A 16,970-nucleotide genomic window follows, 5' to 3' on the forward strand; every position below is an offset into this window, starting at 1 on the left:
CTGCCCGTCGCCGCTCGGCCGACAGCCCTCTCTCAACCAAGGATGCGGCGAGACGCCAGGGGCCACCGTCGCTCGTGGCGTGGTCGTTACTGCGGCAGACCTTGGTAGTCGGCAGGCCCGGCGATCTGACCGCCGTCACCAGCGACCTCGCTGCCGGTGACGAACCGAGAGTCGTCGCTGGCGAAGAAGAGGACGATCCGGGCGATGTCGTCCGGCTCCCCCACCCGACCGAGCGCGACGTTGCTTGTGTCGAAGGTGACACCATCGGTCATAGGCGTCCGGATCTGACCGGGGTGGACGGCGTTCACCCGGATCCCGTGGACGCCCAGCTCCAGCGCGGAGGTCTTGGTCAGGCCGCGTACGCCCCACTTCGACACCACGTAGCCGGACATACGTGGTATGCCCTGGAGGGCGCCGACGGAGCCGATGTTGACAATCGACCCGCCGCCGGACCGCTTCATCGCCGGCACCACGGCCTGAATGCCGTTGAACACACCGACCAGGTTCACGTCCAGCGTGCGCTGGAACCGCGCGGTGTCCCATTGATCCAACGGAGCCGGGTCGGCGATGCCGGCGTTGTTGACCAGGATGTCGATGGCGCCGAAGCGCTCCTCGGTTCGCCTGACGAGGGCGGCCCACTCGTCCACCGACCGGACGTCGAGCTGCTCGGCGACCGCCCGTGGTCCGAGTTCGCGGGCGAGGTCCTCCGCCGCCGTGATGTTCACGTCGGCGATGACCACGTTCGCGCCCTCGGTCACGAACTGGCGGACGGTGGCGGCACCCATGCCCATGGCGCCGCCGGTGACGACAGCCGTCTTTCCCTGTAGCCGTGTCATGGCACGTTCCCCTCTCCCGCACCAGAGGTGCGGGGATCTCATGCGGCGAAGTCGGTTCCCCGGCTGACGGCTTCCCAGGCAGTCCGCTCGTCCTGGGTCTGTTTCGTGGCGGCGTTGAGGCGGTCGAGGGTCTCGTTGCCCATCGGCAACCGCAGCGGGGTCTCCTCGGCGGCCAGCGCGGTCAGGATCGCCTTCGCGATCTTCACCGGGTCACCGGCCTCTTTGCCGCCCACCTCGTTGACGTGCTCGCGCAGCTTGCGGACCGTGCCGTCGTACGCCGCGATGTGCGGCGACTCGCTGATCGCGGCACCGGCGAAGTTGGTGCGCATCGGACCAGGCTGCGGGATGAGCACCTTGATGCCGAGCGGGTTGACCTCCTGGGCGAGCGCGACGGAGAAGCCCTCCAGCGCGAACTTGCCCGCCGAGTACGCGGACATACCGGGCACGGACAGCTGACCGCCGAGGCTGCTGACCTGTACGATCGCGCCGCTGCTCTGCTCACGCATGTGAGGCAGAACCGCCCGGGTAAGGGCCACCGGGCCGAAGAAGATCAGTTCCATGAGGGCCCGAATCTCGTCGTCGGTGGTCTCCTCGACCGCACCGATGTGACCCCGCCCGGCGGCGTTGACGAGTACGTCGATCCGGCCGTACTGGCCGACGACCTCCTTGACGGCCTCGCTGACGCGGGCCTGGTCGGTGACGTCGAGCTCCAGTGTGCGGGAGCGCTCCGGGTAGGCGCTGACGACCTCCTCGGCCCCCGCCGTACGTCGATCGCTCAGCACGACCGTGTCCCCTGTGGCGAGCGCCGCCCGGGCGATCTCCCGGCCCAGGCCCGAGCCGGCGCCGGTGACCAACCAGATGCGTTCCATGGCGATTGATCCTTTCTAGAAGTCCCGACCGCGCGGTGCGGGCGGGAGTCTGCTGAACGCCGCTCGATCAGGCGACGCTTCCCAGCTTGAGGGCCCCCGCGATGCGCACCACACGCTCGGCCTGGTGCCGCGCCGCGTTGCGGGTGTCGTCGTCGATGGAGCCGAGGTCGGGGCCGAACACCGCGTGGTGCGAGGTGCCGTACGGGTTGCCGTCGACGAACTTGACCGCGTCGGTGTAGCCGGGCGGCACGATGATGCCGCCGAAGTGGTGGATGCTGTTGTACATGGCGAGCAGGGTCGACTCGTGCCCACCGTGTCGGGTGCCGGTCGAGGTGAAGCCGCTGTATACCTTGTCGGCCAACGCGCCTGTCTGCCACAGCGAGGACAGGGTGTCGAAGAACTGCTTCAACTGGGCGGCGATGTTGCCGAAGCGGGTCGGCGATCCGAAGATGACCGCGTCCGCCCAGGTGAGATCCTCGGGAGTCGGGGTTGGCACGTCCGCGGTGGCCGCGTGGTGGGCGGCCCAGACCGGGTTCGCCTCGATCGCGGCCTGCGGTGCCAACTCGGCGACCTTGCGGACTCGCACCTGCGCGCTGGCTGCCTGTGCCGCGTCCGCCATGGTGTTGGCGATCTCGGTGCCCGTGCCGGTCGACGAGTAGTAGATGACGGCGAGCTTGACGTGGTGGGACATGGTGTCGGTGCCTCTTCCTGCGGGCGGGGGCTCGTGCCTCCCGGCTGTCGGTACGGCGCGCCTTGACGGGGCTAAACGTAGGCCCATTTTGGTGACCTGTCACCTTGTCGTGACTGATGACACATCACCTTACGGACCAGTGAGGTCGATTACACCGAGAGCGACAGGTGCGTCGTGACACCACCCGTCGCCAGCAATGGCGGCCCCAGTAACCATGCAGCACTAATGATGCATCACCTATTCCGATCGCCGATGGGCGCGTCACCGGGAATCAGATGATGACGTGTCACCTAACGTGCAGCGGTGGACCTGCTCAATCCTCGAAGAGTTCGTCCTCAAGGTTCTCCAGTACGGCCTCCGAAACGACCGCGAGAGTGTCGAGCTGACGGGGGCTGAGCACGTCGAGGAAGATCTGGCGTACATACCGCAGGTGCAGTGGCGTCGCCTTGTCGATCACCGCGCGTCCCTCGGCGGTGAGGGCGATGCGCGTGCCACGTCGGTCCTCGACGCAGGTCTGCCGCTCCAACAACCCTCGTCGGATCATGCGCGAAACCTGGTGGATCACCCGGGTTTTCTCCCACCTGAGGGCGTCCCGCAGCTCGAAGACGCGCATCGGGCCGTCCTGAGCCATGCGAAGGGTGCTGAGCACGGCGAAGTCGGCCAGAGAGATCTCCGCGTCGTGGAGCAACTGACGGTTCAGGTGTCGCCGGAGGTCCTCCTGCATGGTCAGAAACGCAAACCACGCGCGACGCTCGCGGTCATTCAGCCGCTCAGACTCACTCATCCCCCCCAACGCTACCGCCCGCCACGGCACGGCACGGACGACCGGACCGAGCAGGTGGCGCGCCAGGGACGACGGCGCCTCTCCCGCAGGCTCCTGATCGCCATCGTCGCCCGGATGGTCCGGGGCGGACGGGGCAAGGTTCATGTCAACCAGGTTCGTCGCCCTGGGCCGCTCATCGTCGGCGTCGCTCTGCCACACCAGTGCGCCGGCGAGCACAACGAGCATCAGTTCCAAGACCAGCGTGAGCGAGAGGGCGCGACGTCGCGCGGGGGCTCGCCGCTCGAACGTCCTGCGGCACGTCTCACCCTCCCCTCACCCACCAGCGTGGGCTGTCGTCAGGTTGGTCGGTCGTCTCGTCCGCCGCCGGGCTCGGTCCCGGTCCAGCGCTCGACACGCGCCGGCACCTCGCGGTCCGGTCGCTGCGCGAGACGGTGCTCGACCGAGCGCTCACGAGTCGTCGTCGTTGCGATAGAGCAGCCGTGCGAGGTGAGCCGGGTGCTCCAGGTGTGCCAGGTGACCCCCGGGCAGCACGGTGACGACCGCGGTCGGCAGGGCCGAGGTCAGCCACTCGACGTAGGGAGTGGGCGGCTGCGCGCCGGTCACCCACCGGTAGCCGATGCCCCGCTCACCGATCGCCCGCAGGTCCGCCGCACGATCGGCGGCGAGCTGCGCGTCCTTGTCGCGCAGCAGTTCGTCCCAGTAGCCCAGCAGCAGGTCGCGCTGGGGATCCGTGGCGGTCTCCGCGAGGTGGCGCGCCTCGCCGCGCAACGACTCGATTCCCATCCCGGCCACCATGCGTTCCCAGACCGCGCGCCAGCCCGGGCCGCGTAGTTCCGGCTCCGCCGCGCGCACGACCGCGCCGAACGGGCCCGGCAGCAGGAACTGGTCCAGGTTGACGACGGCGCTGGTGGGGTAACGCGCGGCGTAGATGGTGGCGATCACCGCGCCCACCGAGTGACCCACCACCGTCGGCGGCCCGGCCAGGCCCGCCGCGGTGATCTGGCCGTGGATGATCTCCGCGACCTCGCCCAGGTGGTACGAGGCGCGGGGCCGCGCGTCACCGTGACCCGGCAGGTCCAGGGCGAGGACCGTGCGGTTCGGCTCCAGCACCGCGAGCTCGCGTTGCAGGGGCCGCCAGTGGCGTCGGTCGAAGGTGAGTCCGTGCAGCAGGACGATGGGAGACGACATACCCGGTGGGCGTAACCGGACACTGAACGACCCGTACGTGGCCCGGGTCACACCTGCCAGCGTGCCGGCCCACCGGCTGCTGGTTGGTAGCGGAAGTAACCTCCCGTGTGCATCGATGCCCGCAGGTGCGCCGCGACGATGGGAGCGACCGGCTCGAGCCTGGTGAGCACCATCCGCAGGGCGCGCGTCGCGTTCACCCGAGCCCGTTCCGCTTCGGCGCTCTGCACCCGGGCCCGACCGCCGAGGCCGGTGGCCCGGCGTAGCTCGGCCAGCAGGGCGCTGCGCTCGGCGGTGAACCTCGCGGCGCGGTCGACGTCACCCGTGCGGTCCGCCCTGTCCAACTGGTGCGCGAGGTCGTCGAGCCGCCTCCGGTACGCCGCCCGCGCGGCGCTGTCGAGCACCGGTTCGGGCGCGGTCGCCACCAGGCCGACGCCACCGGCGACGAGATCCAGTGCGGCGATCTCCTGGCCGGGCGCGGCCAGGAGGGTACGCAGGAAGTGCATCCCGCGGACGTCACGGAGGCGGGCGTGCTCCGGGCCGGCGTCGATGATCCAGTCGTCGCCGTCGCGCCCCAGTTTCCACACGTCGGCACTCGGTTCGCGGTGGGCTCCCGGCGGGCCGACCTCCGCTGGCACGGGCTCGATCGGCGGGGGCGGTCCGACGGGCAGCGGCAGGCCCAGCCCTCCGGCGATCGACGCCGCCTGCGTCCGGTCGCCACGAGCCGCGAGGGTGGCCGCCAACCACGGCAGGGCACCGAGCCGCTCCTCCTGGGCGACCGCTCGATCGAAGTGTGCGGACGCGTCGCCGGCCCGGCCCAGCCGCGCGGCCAGACGCCCCAGATAGTCGTCGACCGGGCCGGCAATCGTGTTCGCCCCACCCCAGACCACCAGGCGGCCCGCGTACGGAAGCAGAGCGTCGTAGAGGGCCTGCACGGCATCCGGTGCGGCACCGAACGAGGCGACGAAGGCCAGATCGGCCACCGCGCCGAGCCAGCGGGGTCCCGCTCCGGCCAGCACCGACGGCAGCAGGCGGTCCACCTCCAGCAGCGCCTCGGTGACCTGACCCGACTCGGCCAACGCCCGGGCCGCGGTCACCTCGAAAAAATGTCCGGGCAGCCGCCGCGCGAGCGTGCGCAACGTCTGCACCTCGCTCGCCGCCTCGCCGCGCAGCAGTGCCATCCGGCCGCGCAGCGACGCGGTCAGCCGGGCGGTGTCCGCCAGACCGACCCGGCGTCCGGCTTCCTCCACCTCGGCGGCGAGCGCCTCAGCGAGCCCGAGCCGACCCCGGACCAGCGCCAACACGGCCTGCCGGGAGAGGGCGACGACGGCCGCCTCGGGATCGCTGTCCCGCTCCCCCGCCCTGGCGTACGCCACCAGGGCGGCCTCGGCGGCGTCGAGGTCGCCGAGTTCGGCGAGCGCGGTGAACCGCCAGAAGAGTCCGCGCCGCTCGAGGAGGGCGTCCCCGGCCCGACGGGACAGATCGATGATCTCGGACGCCCTGGTCAGCCGTTCGTCGGCGGCGCCGGGATCCCACACCGCGTGCAGCCGCCCGTCCAGCACCTCGGCGAGCGTGCCCGGATCCCCGGAGTCCCGAGCCAGCCGGACGGCCTCGTCGACAAGTTCCCGTCGCCGGGTCGAGGCGGACGGATCGCCCAACATCTCCGCGGCCAGCCGCACCAGCACCCGGGCGCGGAGGGCCGGCGGTAGCGCGCGGGACGCCGCGTCCTCCAGCAGGCGGATCAGCCCCATATCGAGGGCGAGGAACTGACCTCGCGAGGGCGAGGTCAGGGCTGCCTCGACGACAGCGTCCTCGCTGGCCCCGGGCGGGACGCTCGCCGCGAGGTCCAGAGCCGGACCGGGCCATCCCGCGGTGAGCAGCCAGATCGCGCGCACCGCGCCGCTCGGCATGTCCGGCAGAAGGGCAGCCAGTTCGGCCTCGGTCAGCGGGGTGAGATAGAGGTGCTGGCCGGATTGCCTCACCTCGGCCGTGGTGGCCACGACCGCCGCGCCGCCGCGTACCAACGAGTCGAGGTCCACGGTCGGTGCGGTCTGGTCGAGGTCGTCCAGGAGCACCAACCGGGGGCCCGTCGGGTCGGCCGTCACCGTACGGTTCACCGCCAGGCCACGCTGCCGGGCGAGGTCCGCCGCCACGTCGCCGAGCGTGGTCTTCCCCGATCCGGCAGGTCCCACCACGATCAGGCAGCCGCCCAAGCCGGCGACCGCGCGGTCCAGGAGTCGTTGGACGGCGGCACGCTCACGACGACGCCCGATCATGAGTCGAGGGTAGGCGCTGCCCCGGCGCCCGCCCCGTCAAGTCCGCGTGCACTACGCCACGCGGCCCTCGCGCAACGCGCTGATCAACGCCCCGGCCGGCCCGCCAGCGGGCGCGACGCCACCCTGACGAGCTGGCGGGACGCACGCGGCAGTCGGCGACCGGGGCAGGCGACCGGTTACCGGGTGCAGTCGGGGCCGCGTCCCATCCGCGACAGCATGTGTAGCAGCGTCGCCGGTCAGGACGCCGCCAGGCGATCGAGTGCCCGCCTGGCGAGTTCGGCGAGAACGAACGACGCGTCGGCGAGGACGGAGTCGTCGAAGACGGCGTACGGGCTGTGGTTGGTCGCGGCGGTCGACGGGTCGTCGGCAGCGCTCGCCCCCAGGTGCAGGTAGCAGCCCGGCACCTGGTTGAGCACCCGGGAGAAGTCCTCCGCGGCGGCGATCGGTGTGGCCATCGGCTCGAACCGGTCCGGACCCAGCGCGTCCCGCACCACTGCCGCGGCGAACTCGTACTCGTCCGGGTCGTTGACGGTCACCGGGTAACCGTCCCTGTAGGTGACCTCGGCTGTCGTCCCGGACGCCAGGGCTACCGACCCGCACAAACTGGTGAGTTCGGCCCTGATCCGCGGGCGGTTCGCCGCCGAGAACGTACGGATGGTGCCGGTCAGCTCGGCGCGTTCGGGAATGATGTTCGCCCCGCTACCGGCCCGCACGGACGTGACGGTGACGACGACCGGGTCGAGCGCGTCGAACCGGCGGATGAGCATCGGGGGGATGGACGTGATGATCTGCGCCGCCACCGGGATCGGGTCGTTGGCCAGGTGTGGCATCGACGCGTGGCCGCCCGCCCCGTGCACCGTCACGGTGAACGCGTCGACGCCACCCATGAGCGCCCCCGGCCGGCTGCGGAAGACGCCCCGGGCCGTCCCGTAGGAGCGCACGTGCAGGCCGTAGGCCGCCCGTACCCGGGAGCCGGCAGCGTCGAGCACGCCCTCGTCGATCATCCGGGCGGCGCCGTCCCACCCCTCCTCGCCGGGCTGGAACATGAAGACGACGTCGCCGGCCAGCAGATCGCGGTGCTCGGCGAGGGTGTGGGCCGCGCCGACCAGGGCGGCGGTGTGCAGGTCGTGCCCGCACGCGTGCATCGCCCCGGGCGTCCGGCTGGCGTAGTCCAGGCCGGTCGCCTCGGTCTGGGGCAGCGCGTCCATGTCCGCGCGCAGCAGGACCGCCGGGCCGGGTCGTCCGCCACGCAGCACCGCTGTCACCGAGGTCAGCCCGGAACCGCGGGACACCTCCAGCCCCAGAGCGTCGATCGACTCGATGACGGCCGCCTGGGTACGCGGCAGGTCGAGGCCCGTCTCCGGGTGCGCGTGCAGGTCCCGGCGCAGCCGGACCAGCTCCGGTTGGAGCCGGTGCGCGGTCTCGCGCAGGACGGTGGCGTGATCGTGGGGTTCCACAGCGGGTCGGCCTCCTGGTCGTTCCCTGGTGGGCGGTCACTCGGCGGGCGTCTTCACGGGGATCTTCGGACGTCGGAGGCGTACCGCACGTTGCTCGGGGAACGCCCAACCGAAGCGGACGGCGGCCAGTCGGACGGACGTGGTCACGGCCACGCAGAGCAGACCCGCGATCGGGGTCGGGGCGCCGAGCGCGGTGAGCAGGATGAGCGACCCGGCACCGGTTCCGGCGGCGACGGCGTAGAGGGTGCCGACCGCCGAGCAGGTCGATACGGCGATGCTCCTCGCCCGCGGCGAACAGGGCACCCTGGAGGCCGCCGAGCCCGGCGGCGAGAAGTTCGATCCACAGCGCCACCTGGAACATCGTGCTGGACATGCGGTTCACGCTCCGGGCAGCTGGGCCGGCTCACGCGGGCGCGCGAGCCGGCCCGGGTCGGGTGGTGGGTGTCAGCGGGCGTTGCCGGCGTTCTGCGCGGCGGTGACGATGACGTCGGCGACGGCGCCGGGCTGGGTCGTGAACACGGCGTGGCTGGCCGACACGTTGGTGATCTTCGCGCCGATACGCTTGGCCATGTGCTGCAACATCGCCTGGTCGAACGCCCTGTCCTCGCTCGCGATGACCGCCCAACTCGGCTTGTCCCGCCAGCCGGCGTTCTTCACCGGAGTCTCGAACGCCGCCATCTTGACAGGCGCCTGCGAGTCGCGGAGGAAGGCGGCGTCGGCGTCGCTGGTGTCCGCCGCGAACCCGGCCTTGAACGTGTCCGGGTTGAGGAAGCCGTACCCGTCCTCGGTGACGTCGATGACGAAGTCGGGTGTGGGGCCGAACCCCTCGTACTGCTGGGCGGTGGTTTCGCCCGCGTCCGGTGCCAGCGCCGACACGTAGACCAAGCCGGCCACGTTCGGGTGCACACCCGCCTCGGTGATGACCGTGCCGGCCCAGGAGTGGCCGACGAGGATCGTCGGGCCGTCCTGCTTGTCGAGGACCCTCGTGGTCGCCGCGACGTCGTCCTCGAGTGAGGTGAGCGGGTTCTGCACGATCTTGACCCGGTAGCCCTGGGCCGTCAGCTTGTCGTACACGCCACGCCAGCCCGAACCGTCAGCGAACGCGCCGTGCACGATCACAACATTCTTGATCTCTCGGCCGTCGCTACTCATGAGGCATCTTCCTTCCGTCGCCACTCCCGTGACCAGCCACTACATGGTGGCGGCGCAGAGCGCTTAACCGACTCGACAGCGACTAAACGCGTCGGCGAGGCGGCGTCGCCGACGGCGGCGGCGGCGGCGAACCGACGGTTGAGGATGTCGGCCAAGGAGACGACCGACCGGGTCGCCGGCGCCGCGCCAGAGCGGCGGGAGTACGGCGATACCCTGGTCGAGACGAACCCCGGCCACGTCCTCGCGCCACAGCAGGCAAGCGTAGAAGTGCGACAACGTGAGGTTGCGTCGTCGACGAGGCTGTCGAGATCGTCACGGTCGAGCATTACCGGGTCAACCCTTTCCAGGGCCGCGACGGCACGCCCGCAATCGGTCATCAGGTCGCGTGGCGACCAGACGAGGACAGCGGCGACGTGGCGAATGGTGGCTCCGATAGCGGATCTTGGCGCCCGGGCCGGGCCCGACGCGGAACTCCCGTATCCCATACCCGGAACGACGGAACGGTTGTCGGAAAGTTCAGCCACGACGGCCCTAAGCTGCGGCGGTCGTGGCCTCGACGAGGCGGGTCAGCCGGTCCTGGAGCACGGTCGCCTGCGCGCACCCCGGAGATGATCGACCAGATCGAGTGCCTCCTGCCACGCGTCGCGGGCGCCGTGACACAACCCCCTGCCCATCGAGATCACCGAGCGCCTCAGCGATCACCAGGGACCGGTCGACCAGGGCCGTGCCGGGTCGGGTCGACCGAGACCGGCGTACGCGGTGGCGAGCCGACACCGGGTTGGGCAGATTGTCGAGCGACTCGACGAGGCGAAGCGCGTCCCCGGAGGGTTGTGTCAGGCTGTGCACGGCCGGCGGGTGTCGCGATCACCGACGAGTTCAGCCGGGGCTGAAGTACGATCGGTGGCTACCTCGGGTCGGCGTACGCTGGTGGCATGGGTGTGCGCGACGCGGATGCGGTCAGGAACTCCCCCACGGTGGGCATTCCGGGCTCCGACCTGGGCTGGCATCTCGGCGTCATCCTGCGTAGCTGGCACGAGCGGGTCGAGCAGGCCGTCGAGGGCGTGCCGCACGGGACGCGCGGCTATCAGATCCTATCCGTCGTCGGGCACAATGATCCGCCCACCCAGAGCGGGCTCGCCAAGCATCTGCAGATCGACAAGACCGTCATGCCCTATGTGATCGACGCGCTCGAGGGCGCCGGCCTGGTGGAGCGGAGGACCGACCCGGCCGACCGGCGCGTCCGGCGGATCGCGATCACCCCGAGCGGCGCGGCGAAGCTGACGGAGTTGGAGGCCAAGGTCCGCGCAGCCGAGGACGCGGTGTTCGGCAACGTTCCGGCGCCGCTGCGGCGCATGTTCGTCGACAACGCCGCGCAACTCGCCACCTCGCTGCATAACGATCAGCCCGCCCTGGACCCCTGCCTGGCCGTGATGGACGCGCTAGCCGACCCGGCGCTGGGCTCCACGCAGCGGTAACAGCCGCGGCCGGCTACCGCGGCCGGACGCGCGCCTTGAGCGCCTCGGCGGTGAGGACGTCGCCGAAGATCGGCCCGCCTGGCTCCAGCATCCGCCCGAGGGGCAGGGTGCCGAGAATCACGGGGTCGAATCCCAGGTCGTCCACCAGAGCCGCCACCCGGCTCAGCGCGTCGGCGTCGTCGGAGGCCAGCGCGATAGCGATCCGGTCCGCGGCACCGCGCGGCTTGGGCCGCTCGTCGATATCGTGGTAGCCGAGGTGGTTGAAGCCCTTCACGAGGCGGGCCCCGGGCAACGCGTCCCGGAGATGCTCGCTGGAGCTCTCCTGCGCGTCGAGCCAATCGGCACGGGGCCCGTCGGTCTCAAGCCAGTGGTTGACGGCGTCGATGACGACCTTTCCCGCGAGCTGTGCGGCGGGCAGCTGCCGGTGGGAACGCAGCGGGATGGCCAGGATCACGATATCGGCGATCTCGGCGACCTCGTGTGCCCAGCCGGTCTCGACGCCCGGGGTGAGGATTTCCGCAGTGAGCACGATCGCCTCGGGGTCTCCGGAACCCGCCGCGAGCACGCGATGACCCGCGTTGCGGGCGAGTCGTGCGAGCACGGTGCCGACCTTGCCGAAGCCGATGACGCCCACGGTGGGGCGCTCCGCCTGGACGGGAATCATTCCGCTTCCTCCTGCGCTATCGTTTGTCGAACATACTAGTTGTGACGCAAACGAAGCGAGGTGGGCGGGGTGGAGATCGGTGTACTCCTCAACGCGGACAACGCCGGACCGGACGAGCTGGTCACGCTGGCACGGGCCGCCGAGGACAACGGGATCGGCATCGCCCTGGTGACCGGCAGCCGCAACGCGGACGCGTGGGCGATGGCGACGTGGATCGCCGGTGTGACCGACCGCATCCGCGTGGGGGTTCCGCCGCGCGAGCAGGGCTACGAGCCGACGAGCCCCGACTCGGCGGTGCCGTCGGTGCTGGACAAGGCGGCAGCGACGCTCGCCGCACTTGCCCCGGAGCGGACCCCGCCACCGGGTTCCCGCTTCACGATCGTCGCCGCCGACGCCGATGACGGCGCGATCCGGGACGCCGCCGGGGCCGGCATCCCCGTCGTGCCGGTCCGCGACGCCGCCGGTATGACCCGCCTTGCGGCGCTGGTCGCGGCACCGGAGCCGGAGGCGCCGGCCGGACGCCCGCACCGATCCGGGCCCGCTCTCGCGCAACGGGTTCCGGGCATCGCCTACGACGCGGTGCCGGCCAGCCTGGCCGGCCGGGCGATCGAGCCCGGTGATCGGGAACACCGCGCCGTCTCCTCGACCTACCTGCGCGGTGGCAACCCCGGGCTCGTGCTGCGCCCGCGTACGGTCGCCGAGGTGGTGGACGCGATCGCGTTCGCCCGCGACCACCGCGACGTCCCGCTGGGGGTACGCAGCGCCGGGCACGGCATCAGCGGCCGCTCCACCAACCGGGACGGGCTGGTGATCAGCGTCGGGGCGATGAACGCCCTCGATGTTCTCGACGCGTCGCGCCGGCTGGTCCGCATCGAGCCGGGGCGCACGTGGAAGCAAGTGGCGCACTCCCTGGTCTCGCACGGGTGGGCGCTCGGCTCCGGCGACTACGGCGGCGTCGGTGTCGGCGGGCTGGCGACCGCGGGCGGCATCGGGCTGATCTCCCGCAAGCACGGGCTCACCATCGATCATGTGAAGGCGGTGGAACTGGTGCTGGCCGACGGCACGCCAATCCGCGCCTCCGACACGGAAAACCCGGACCTGTTCTGGGCCGTGCGCGGAGCGGGCGCGAACTTCGGGATCGCGACGGCGTTCGAGTTCGAGACCTCCGTGGTCGGCGAGGTCGGGTATGCGAAGCTCACGCTGGTCTCCAGCGACATCGAGGCATCTCTCTACCGCTACGGCCAGATCGCGAGTCAGGCGCCACGGGACACGACGGTGTTCCTGGTCACCGGCCGGGCCCGGCGGGGCCAGTGGGTCATCTCCCTCTACGCGGTGGTCGACAACCCCGACCCGGACATCGTCGTCGCGCGGCTGACCCCATTCCTGGAACTCGGTCAGCTCGTCCGCCAGCACGCGCTGATGACTGGCTACCCGGGCGTGATGGACAACGCCGTCGATATCGGGCCGTCGGGCCAGCAGGGCTTCGGGGAGCCGGTCTCGCGCTCGGCGTTCGTCCCCAAGCTCACCCGACAGTTCGCCCGCGAGGCGGCCGAGTTGCTGAGCACCGACCTCGTCTACTTCTTCGAGCTGCGCGCAATGGGCGGGGCGATCTCCGACGTGCCGTCGGATGCGATGGCGTTCAGCCACCGGACCCCGCATTTTCAGCTGACCGCGATGAGTTCGAGCGACGACCGCCTGACAGCCGAGTGGGACAGGCTGCGCCCGCACTTCGACGGCCTCTATCTCAGCTTCGAGACCGACCGGCACCCCGAACGTCTCCTCGACGCCTTCCCCGCGCCGGTGCTGGAGCGGCTGCGGCGGCTCAAGGCCGAGTACGACCCGACCAACCTGTTCCGGGACAACTTCAACATCGCGCCGGCCCCGCTGGCGTCCGAGGAAAAGGTGGCGGCATGACCGACTACGGCCATGATCTACTGTTCGGTAGTTTCGTCAGTCCCGTCGCACAGCCCGCGCAGCACGCTGTCGACCTCGCTGTCGTCTCCGAACAGGCGGGACTGGACCTGGTGACGTTCCAGGACCACCCGTACCAGTCCTCCCTCCACGACACCTCGACCCTGCTGACCTATGTCGCCTCGAAGACCCGGAAGATCGCGGTCAGCGGCAACGTGACCAGCCTGCCGCTGCGGCCACCGCTGGGCCTGGCTCGCACGGCCGCGACCGTCGACCGGCTCTCCGGTGGCCGGTTCCGCCTGGGCATCGGCGCCGGCGCGTTCTGGGACGGCATCGCCCGCATGGGCGGCCGCCGCCTGACCACCGGGCAGGGCATCTCCGCCCTGGAGGAGGCGATCGGCATCATCCGCGACGCCTGGGACCCGGAGCGGCAGGAGCCGCTGACCCACAAGGGGCAGTTCTACCAGGTCGAGCGCGGCGTCCGGGCCCCGTACGCTCATCACCCGATCCCGATCTGGGTCGGCTCCTACAAGCCCCGGATGCTGGCCCTCACCGGCGCCGTCGCCGATGGGTGGCTGCCCAGCATCGAATACATCGACGGCGGCCTGCGGGGTCTCGCCGACGCCAACGAACGGATCGACGACGCGGCGCACCAAGCCGGCCGGGAACCGGCCGCGGTCCGGCGCCTGATGAATTTCATGCACGCCAGCCTCGAGACAACCGGGCAAGGCTTCCTCGACGGCCCAGGCAAGGTGTGGATCGACAAGCTCACCATGCTCGCCCTCGAGCACGGCGTCAGCGCGTTCATCGTCGGCGGCGACGACCCGCTCACGCTGACCCGCCTCGGCGCCGAGGTCGCTCCGGCCGTACGCGAGAACGTGGCGCAGGCCCGGCGGTGACGTGCGGTCACCACCTCTACCACAGTAATCAGAACCGAGAGAAGGCAGTCATGGAGCTGGGCATCGGCGCGTTCGGGGATGCGAACTGGGATCCGGAAACGGGCAAGCGCATCTCGGAGGCGCAGGCGATCCGCAACATCGTGGAGTCCGGGGTGCTCGCCGAGCAGGTGGGCCTGGACTGGTTCGGCGTCGGAGAGCATCACACCCCGGAGTTCCCGGGATCGGCGGCCGCGCCGATCCTCGGCGCGATCGCGGCGCAGACCAACCGGATCAAGCTGTCCACGGCAGTGACCGTGCTCAGCACCGAAGACCCGGTCCGCGTGTACGAGCAGTACTCGACGGTCGACGCGATCGCGAACGGGCGCGTGGAGCTGATCCCCGGCCGAGGATCGTCGATCGAGTCATTCCCTCTGTTCGGGTACGACCTGCGCGACTACGATGAGCTGTTCGCCGAGAAGCTGGAGCTGCTGCTGGAGGTCAACCAGCACGAACGGGTCTACTGGCGCGGCAAGACCCGCCCGGACCTCAACGGCGAGTACATCCCGCCGCGCGCCGAGCGAGGACCGATTCCCATCTGGCTGGGCGTCGGCGGCAACCCCGCTTCGGTCATCCGGGCCGCGCGACTGGGTCTGCCGATGGCGACCGGCGTCCTGGGCGGCAACGCGATCCGCAACGCGGGCATCTCCGAGCTGTACCGCCGCGCCGCCCAGCAGTTTGGCAACACCCCGCAGCAGACCATGCTCATGCTGGGCTCGCCCGGCTTCCTGAACAAGGACGGGAAAAAGGCCCGCGACACGTTCTGGCCGCACTGGCACCAGTTCATGAAGGTCGTCGGCGAGCAGCGCGGCTTCCTGCCACCTACCCGCGACCGCTTCGATCAGGACAGCGGACCGCAGGGCGGGCTGCTGGTCGGCTCCCCCGAGGAGATCATCGAGCGCATCCTGCTCATGCATGAGCACTGGGGCCAGGTGCGCTCCTACATCCACATTGACACTGGCGCCGTGCCGCAGCGCGAGGTCCTCCGGACGATCGAGCTGTATGGAACCGTCGTACGCCCGGCCGTGCAGGCCGAACTCGGCACCGCGACCGTCGATGAACTCACGGGGCGCGCGACGGCGGCGGCCGTCTGAGCCGGCCGGTCGGCGGAACTGACGCTGACTGCGATACCGATGCTCATGGTGTCGCAGAGGAAGGCAAGGACCGAATGTGAGATGACCTGCAGGCGGATGCCGGAGGTCCGGCGATTTCGTGTTCCCGAGCGGTCAGGGCAGCCGGCGTCTGCCGTCACAAGCGAACCCTTCGGTACGCCGCAGCCGGCAAGTTAGGCGTTGCCGGGCTCGATCACGCAAAAACTTGTGGCCCACCGGGTCGGTCAGGACGACGTGCCCCTCCTCGGGTCGCTGCCGACGGCGAGGTGACGACCACAGAGTTGGAGCGCCATCGCCATGATGCGCATCTGTGCACCGAGAGTGGCGCTGGTCAGGTGCAGATGCACGCGGCTCGCGCCGAAGAGCCCGGCACGGCCGACAAGGAACGCAGACCGAGCTGCCCGCCCGTGCCGGCAACAGCTCCAGCAAAGTCCTCCGTCCCCTCCCGGCCGAATAGAGCGGCCCAGGACCGCGCCGCTCCAGCCCGGGTCGCACGCATCGAAGGCGACGGCTAGCAGCCGTAACGCATCTCCAGACCATAGACACGGCCCCGACGCGCCGTGCACCGCGATCCCGCCGTTGACGTACGGGTCGGCAACAGCCCTCCACGCGCTCACACTCCCTTTCCCCCCAACCAGGAATCGTCAAATCCTGGGCGTTCTACCCGGATCGGCGCAACAGGCGTTCACGAGGGTGGTTCATAGGGACGATTTGGACGCGTACCAGCACGTCGGTGGTCGACGGCCTCGTCGAGGAAGCCATGTTGACGCTGATCGCGGGGACACTGCGGTCGCCTTCTGCAGCGGCACGGCGAGTTGACGCCATTAGGGCCAGCGAGAAGTTACTTGCTTTACACAAGTACCTTGGGGGGTGTTTGCCGGCGGCTCGACACTGGACGAGCATTTCCTCGTGGCCGCCGTTAGGCCACGAGGAACACGAGACGAGAAAGGACACCGCGATGTCTGAGCTCAACCACTTCAACGCCAAGGACTTCGCTCCCGCCGAGATCCTGGAGTCCACCGACCCGGTCGGCTACTGGGGCAATGCCCGGCTCAAGCCGGGCGTCGACGCCGCCGAGGTCGAGAAGACGATGCGGGTCGTGATGGACGCGGCCCGGGAGGAGCCCGGATACGAGCTGTACGCGATCTACCACAGCCCCGACGAGGTCGGCTCCTACCGCATCAGCGAGCGGTGGGCGACCGGTGAGGACCTACGCAGGCACATCGAGAACCCGGCCCTGTACCCCTACCTCGGCCGCTTCGCCGAGACCCTGGACTTCTCGGATGCCCAGTGGGTGCGGGCGGTGGTTTGAGATCGGCTCCGGCCGGGCCTCACAGCCGCCCAGCGGCGGGGCCCGGCCGGCCGTTCGACGTGATGTCGCGGCATCGCCCGGCCCGCCGCACCGGGCGAGGCACGCATAACGTGTACAACCGCCGCAAGGCGTCCGACCCGTGGTTGGCGGAGACCTTCCGCTTCGTCTCGACCTGGGTTGACGGGCACACCGCGCACCCCGGCTTCCCGCGACCTCAACCCGAGAGTTACCACACCTCAAGCCTCGACCGAATGCGAGTTCTGGCCGCCTGGTTCCTCCGAGGCCGTACCTGCCAACCAAGCCTTCAACCG

Annotated in this window: 15 protein-coding genes; 5 read left to right on the forward strand and 10 right to left on the reverse strand. The window is 70.4% G+C overall.

Annotated elements, in window-relative coordinates; genetic code table 11:
- Positions 1-86 precede the first annotated feature (86 nt).
- The 9 genes from O7601_RS25115 to O7601_RS25155 form a co-directional block, all read right to left on the reverse strand.
- Positions 87-836, reverse strand: coding sequence for a glucose 1-dehydrogenase (locus tag O7601_RS25115; RefSeq protein WP_281563558.1), 750 nt, complete (start codon positions 834-836; stop codon positions 87-89).
- A 38-nt stretch (positions 837-874) separates the two neighbouring features.
- Positions 875-1,705, reverse strand: coding sequence for an SDR family NAD(P)-dependent oxidoreductase (locus O7601_RS25120; RefSeq protein WP_281563559.1), 831 nt, complete (start codon positions 1,703-1,705; stop codon positions 875-877).
- A gap of 67 nt (positions 1,706-1,772) precedes the next feature.
- Positions 1,773-2,396, reverse strand: coding sequence for an NAD(P)H:quinone oxidoreductase (gene wrbA / locus O7601_RS25125; protein ID WP_281563560.1), 624 nt, complete (start codon positions 2,394-2,396; stop codon positions 1,773-1,775).
- A gap of 313 nt (positions 2,397-2,709) precedes the next feature.
- A complete protein-coding gene (locus O7601_RS25130) occupies positions 2,710-3,405 on the reverse strand; it encodes a MarR family winged helix-turn-helix transcriptional regulator (protein WP_281567027.1) in 696 nt (231 codons plus the stop codon).
- A gap of 222 nt (positions 3,406-3,627) precedes the next feature.
- The gene (locus O7601_RS25135) at positions 3,628-4,368 is read right to left on the reverse strand and encodes an alpha/beta hydrolase (protein ID WP_281563561.1); all 741 of its coding nucleotides are present in this window, start codon (positions 4,366-4,368) and stop codon (positions 3,628-3,630) included.
- Between the two features lie 47 nt (positions 4,369-4,415).
- Complete coding sequence (locus O7601_RS25140; protein ID WP_281563562.1) at positions 4,416-6,641, reverse strand: ATP-binding protein; 2,226 nt, start codon at positions 6,639-6,641, stop codon at positions 4,416-4,418.
- Between the two features lie 236 nt (positions 6,642-6,877).
- Positions 6,878-8,098, reverse strand: a complete 1,221-nt coding sequence (locus O7601_RS25145; RefSeq protein ID WP_281563563.1) for a M20 family metallopeptidase — start codon at positions 8,096-8,098, stop codon at positions 6,878-6,880.
- Between the two features lie 36 nt (positions 8,099-8,134).
- Positions 8,135-8,401 carry a hypothetical protein gene (locus O7601_RS25150; RefSeq protein ID WP_281563564.1) on the reverse strand — a complete coding sequence of 89 codons (267 nt, stop codon included), beginning with the start codon at positions 8,399-8,401 and terminating at the stop codon, positions 8,135-8,137.
- A 141-nt stretch (positions 8,402-8,542) separates the two neighbouring features.
- Complete coding sequence (locus tag O7601_RS25155; RefSeq protein WP_281563565.1) at positions 8,543-9,250, reverse strand: alpha/beta hydrolase; 708 nt, start codon at positions 9,248-9,250, stop codon at positions 8,543-8,545.
- Positions 9,251-10,182: 932 nt separating this feature from the next.
- On the opposite strand from O7601_RS25155, the gene O7601_RS25160 reads away from it, so the two are divergent.
- Entirely contained in the window at positions 10,183-10,725 is a 543-nt protein-coding gene (locus O7601_RS25160) for a MarR family transcriptional regulator (RefSeq protein ID WP_281563566.1), read from the forward strand.
- Positions 10,726-10,738: 13 nt separating this feature from the next.
- On the opposite strand, the gene O7601_RS25165 is transcribed toward O7601_RS25160, so the two are convergent.
- Positions 10,739-11,389, reverse strand: a complete 651-nt coding sequence (locus O7601_RS25165) for an NAD(P)-binding domain-containing protein (RefSeq protein ID WP_281563567.1) — start codon at positions 11,387-11,389, stop codon at positions 10,739-10,741.
- 69 nt (positions 11,390-11,458) lie between these two features.
- Here O7601_RS25165 and O7601_RS25170 point away from each other — a divergent pair, with 69 nt between their 5' ends.
- The 4 genes from O7601_RS25170 (at position 11,459) to O7601_RS25185 (ending at position 16,659) form a co-directional block, all read left to right on the forward strand.
- Complete coding sequence (locus tag O7601_RS25170) at positions 11,459-13,303, forward strand: LLM class flavin-dependent oxidoreductase (protein WP_281563568.1); 1,845 nt, start codon at positions 11,459-11,461, stop codon at positions 13,301-13,303.
- Entirely contained in the window at positions 13,300-14,199 is a 900-nt protein-coding gene (locus O7601_RS25175; RefSeq protein WP_281563569.1) for an LLM class flavin-dependent oxidoreductase, read from the forward strand. The genes O7601_RS25170 and O7601_RS25175 overlap by 4 nt, the downstream gene beginning before the upstream one ends.
- A gap of 50 nt (positions 14,200-14,249) precedes the next feature.
- Positions 14,250-15,329: an LLM class flavin-dependent oxidoreductase gene (locus O7601_RS25180; RefSeq protein WP_281563570.1), complete on the forward strand. Its 1,080-nt coding sequence runs from the start codon at positions 14,250-14,252 to the stop codon at positions 15,327-15,329.
- Positions 15,330-16,305: 976 nt separating this feature from the next.
- Entirely contained in the window at positions 16,306-16,659 is a 354-nt protein-coding gene (locus tag O7601_RS25185; protein WP_281563571.1) for an antibiotic biosynthesis monooxygenase family protein, read from the forward strand.
- Positions 16,660-16,970: the final 311 nt, after the last annotated feature.

Origin of the sequence: Verrucosispora sp. WMMD573 (genome assembly GCF_027497175.1) — a bacterium.
Lineage (GTDB): Bacteria > Actinomycetota > Actinomycetes > Mycobacteriales > Micromonosporaceae > Micromonospora.

What these genes read in the sequence shown, in the direction of transcription:
- O7601_RS25115 (WP_281563558.1), bottom strand. Translation starts at nt 836, where the DNA reads ATGACACGGCTACAGGGAAAGACGGCTGTCGTCACCGGCGGCGCCATG.
- O7601_RS25120 (WP_281563559.1), bottom strand. Translation starts at nt 1,705, where the DNA reads ATGGAACGCATCTGGTTGGTCACCGGCGCCGGCTCGGGCCTGGGCCGG.
- wrbA (WP_281563560.1), bottom strand. Translation starts at nt 2,396, where the DNA reads ATGTCCCACCACGTCAAGCTCGCCGTCATCTACTACTCGTCGACCGGC.
- O7601_RS25130 (WP_281567027.1), bottom strand. Translation starts at nt 3,405, where the DNA reads ATGCTCGTTGTGCTCGCCGGCGCACTGGTGTGGCAGAGCGACGCCGAC.
- O7601_RS25135 (WP_281563561.1), bottom strand. Translation starts at nt 4,368, where the DNA reads ATGTCGTCTCCCATCGTCCTGCTGCACGGACTCACCTTCGACCGACGC.
- O7601_RS25140 (WP_281563562.1), bottom strand. Translation starts at nt 6,641, where the DNA reads ATGATCGGGCGTCGTCGTGAGCGTGCCGCCGTCCAACGACTCCTGGAC.
- O7601_RS25155 (WP_281563565.1), bottom strand. Translation starts at nt 9,250, where the DNA reads ATGAGTAGCGACGGCCGAGAGATCAAGAATGTTGTGATCGTGCACGGC.
- O7601_RS25160 (WP_281563566.1), top strand. Translation starts at nt 10,183, where the DNA reads ATGGGTGTGCGCGACGCGGATGCGGTCAGGAACTCCCCCACGGTGGGC.
- O7601_RS25165 (WP_281563567.1), bottom strand. Translation starts at nt 11,389, where the DNA reads ATGATTCCCGTCCAGGCGGAGCGCCCCACCGTGGGCGTCATCGGCTTC.
- O7601_RS25175 (WP_281563569.1), top strand. Translation starts at nt 13,300, where the DNA reads ATGACCGACTACGGCCATGATCTACTGTTCGGTAGTTTCGTCAGTCCC.
- O7601_RS25180 (WP_281563570.1), top strand. Translation starts at nt 14,250, where the DNA reads ATGGAGCTGGGCATCGGCGCGTTCGGGGATGCGAACTGGGATCCGGAA.
- O7601_RS25185 (WP_281563571.1), top strand. Translation starts at nt 16,306, where the DNA reads ATGTCTGAGCTCAACCACTTCAACGCCAAGGACTTCGCTCCCGCCGAG.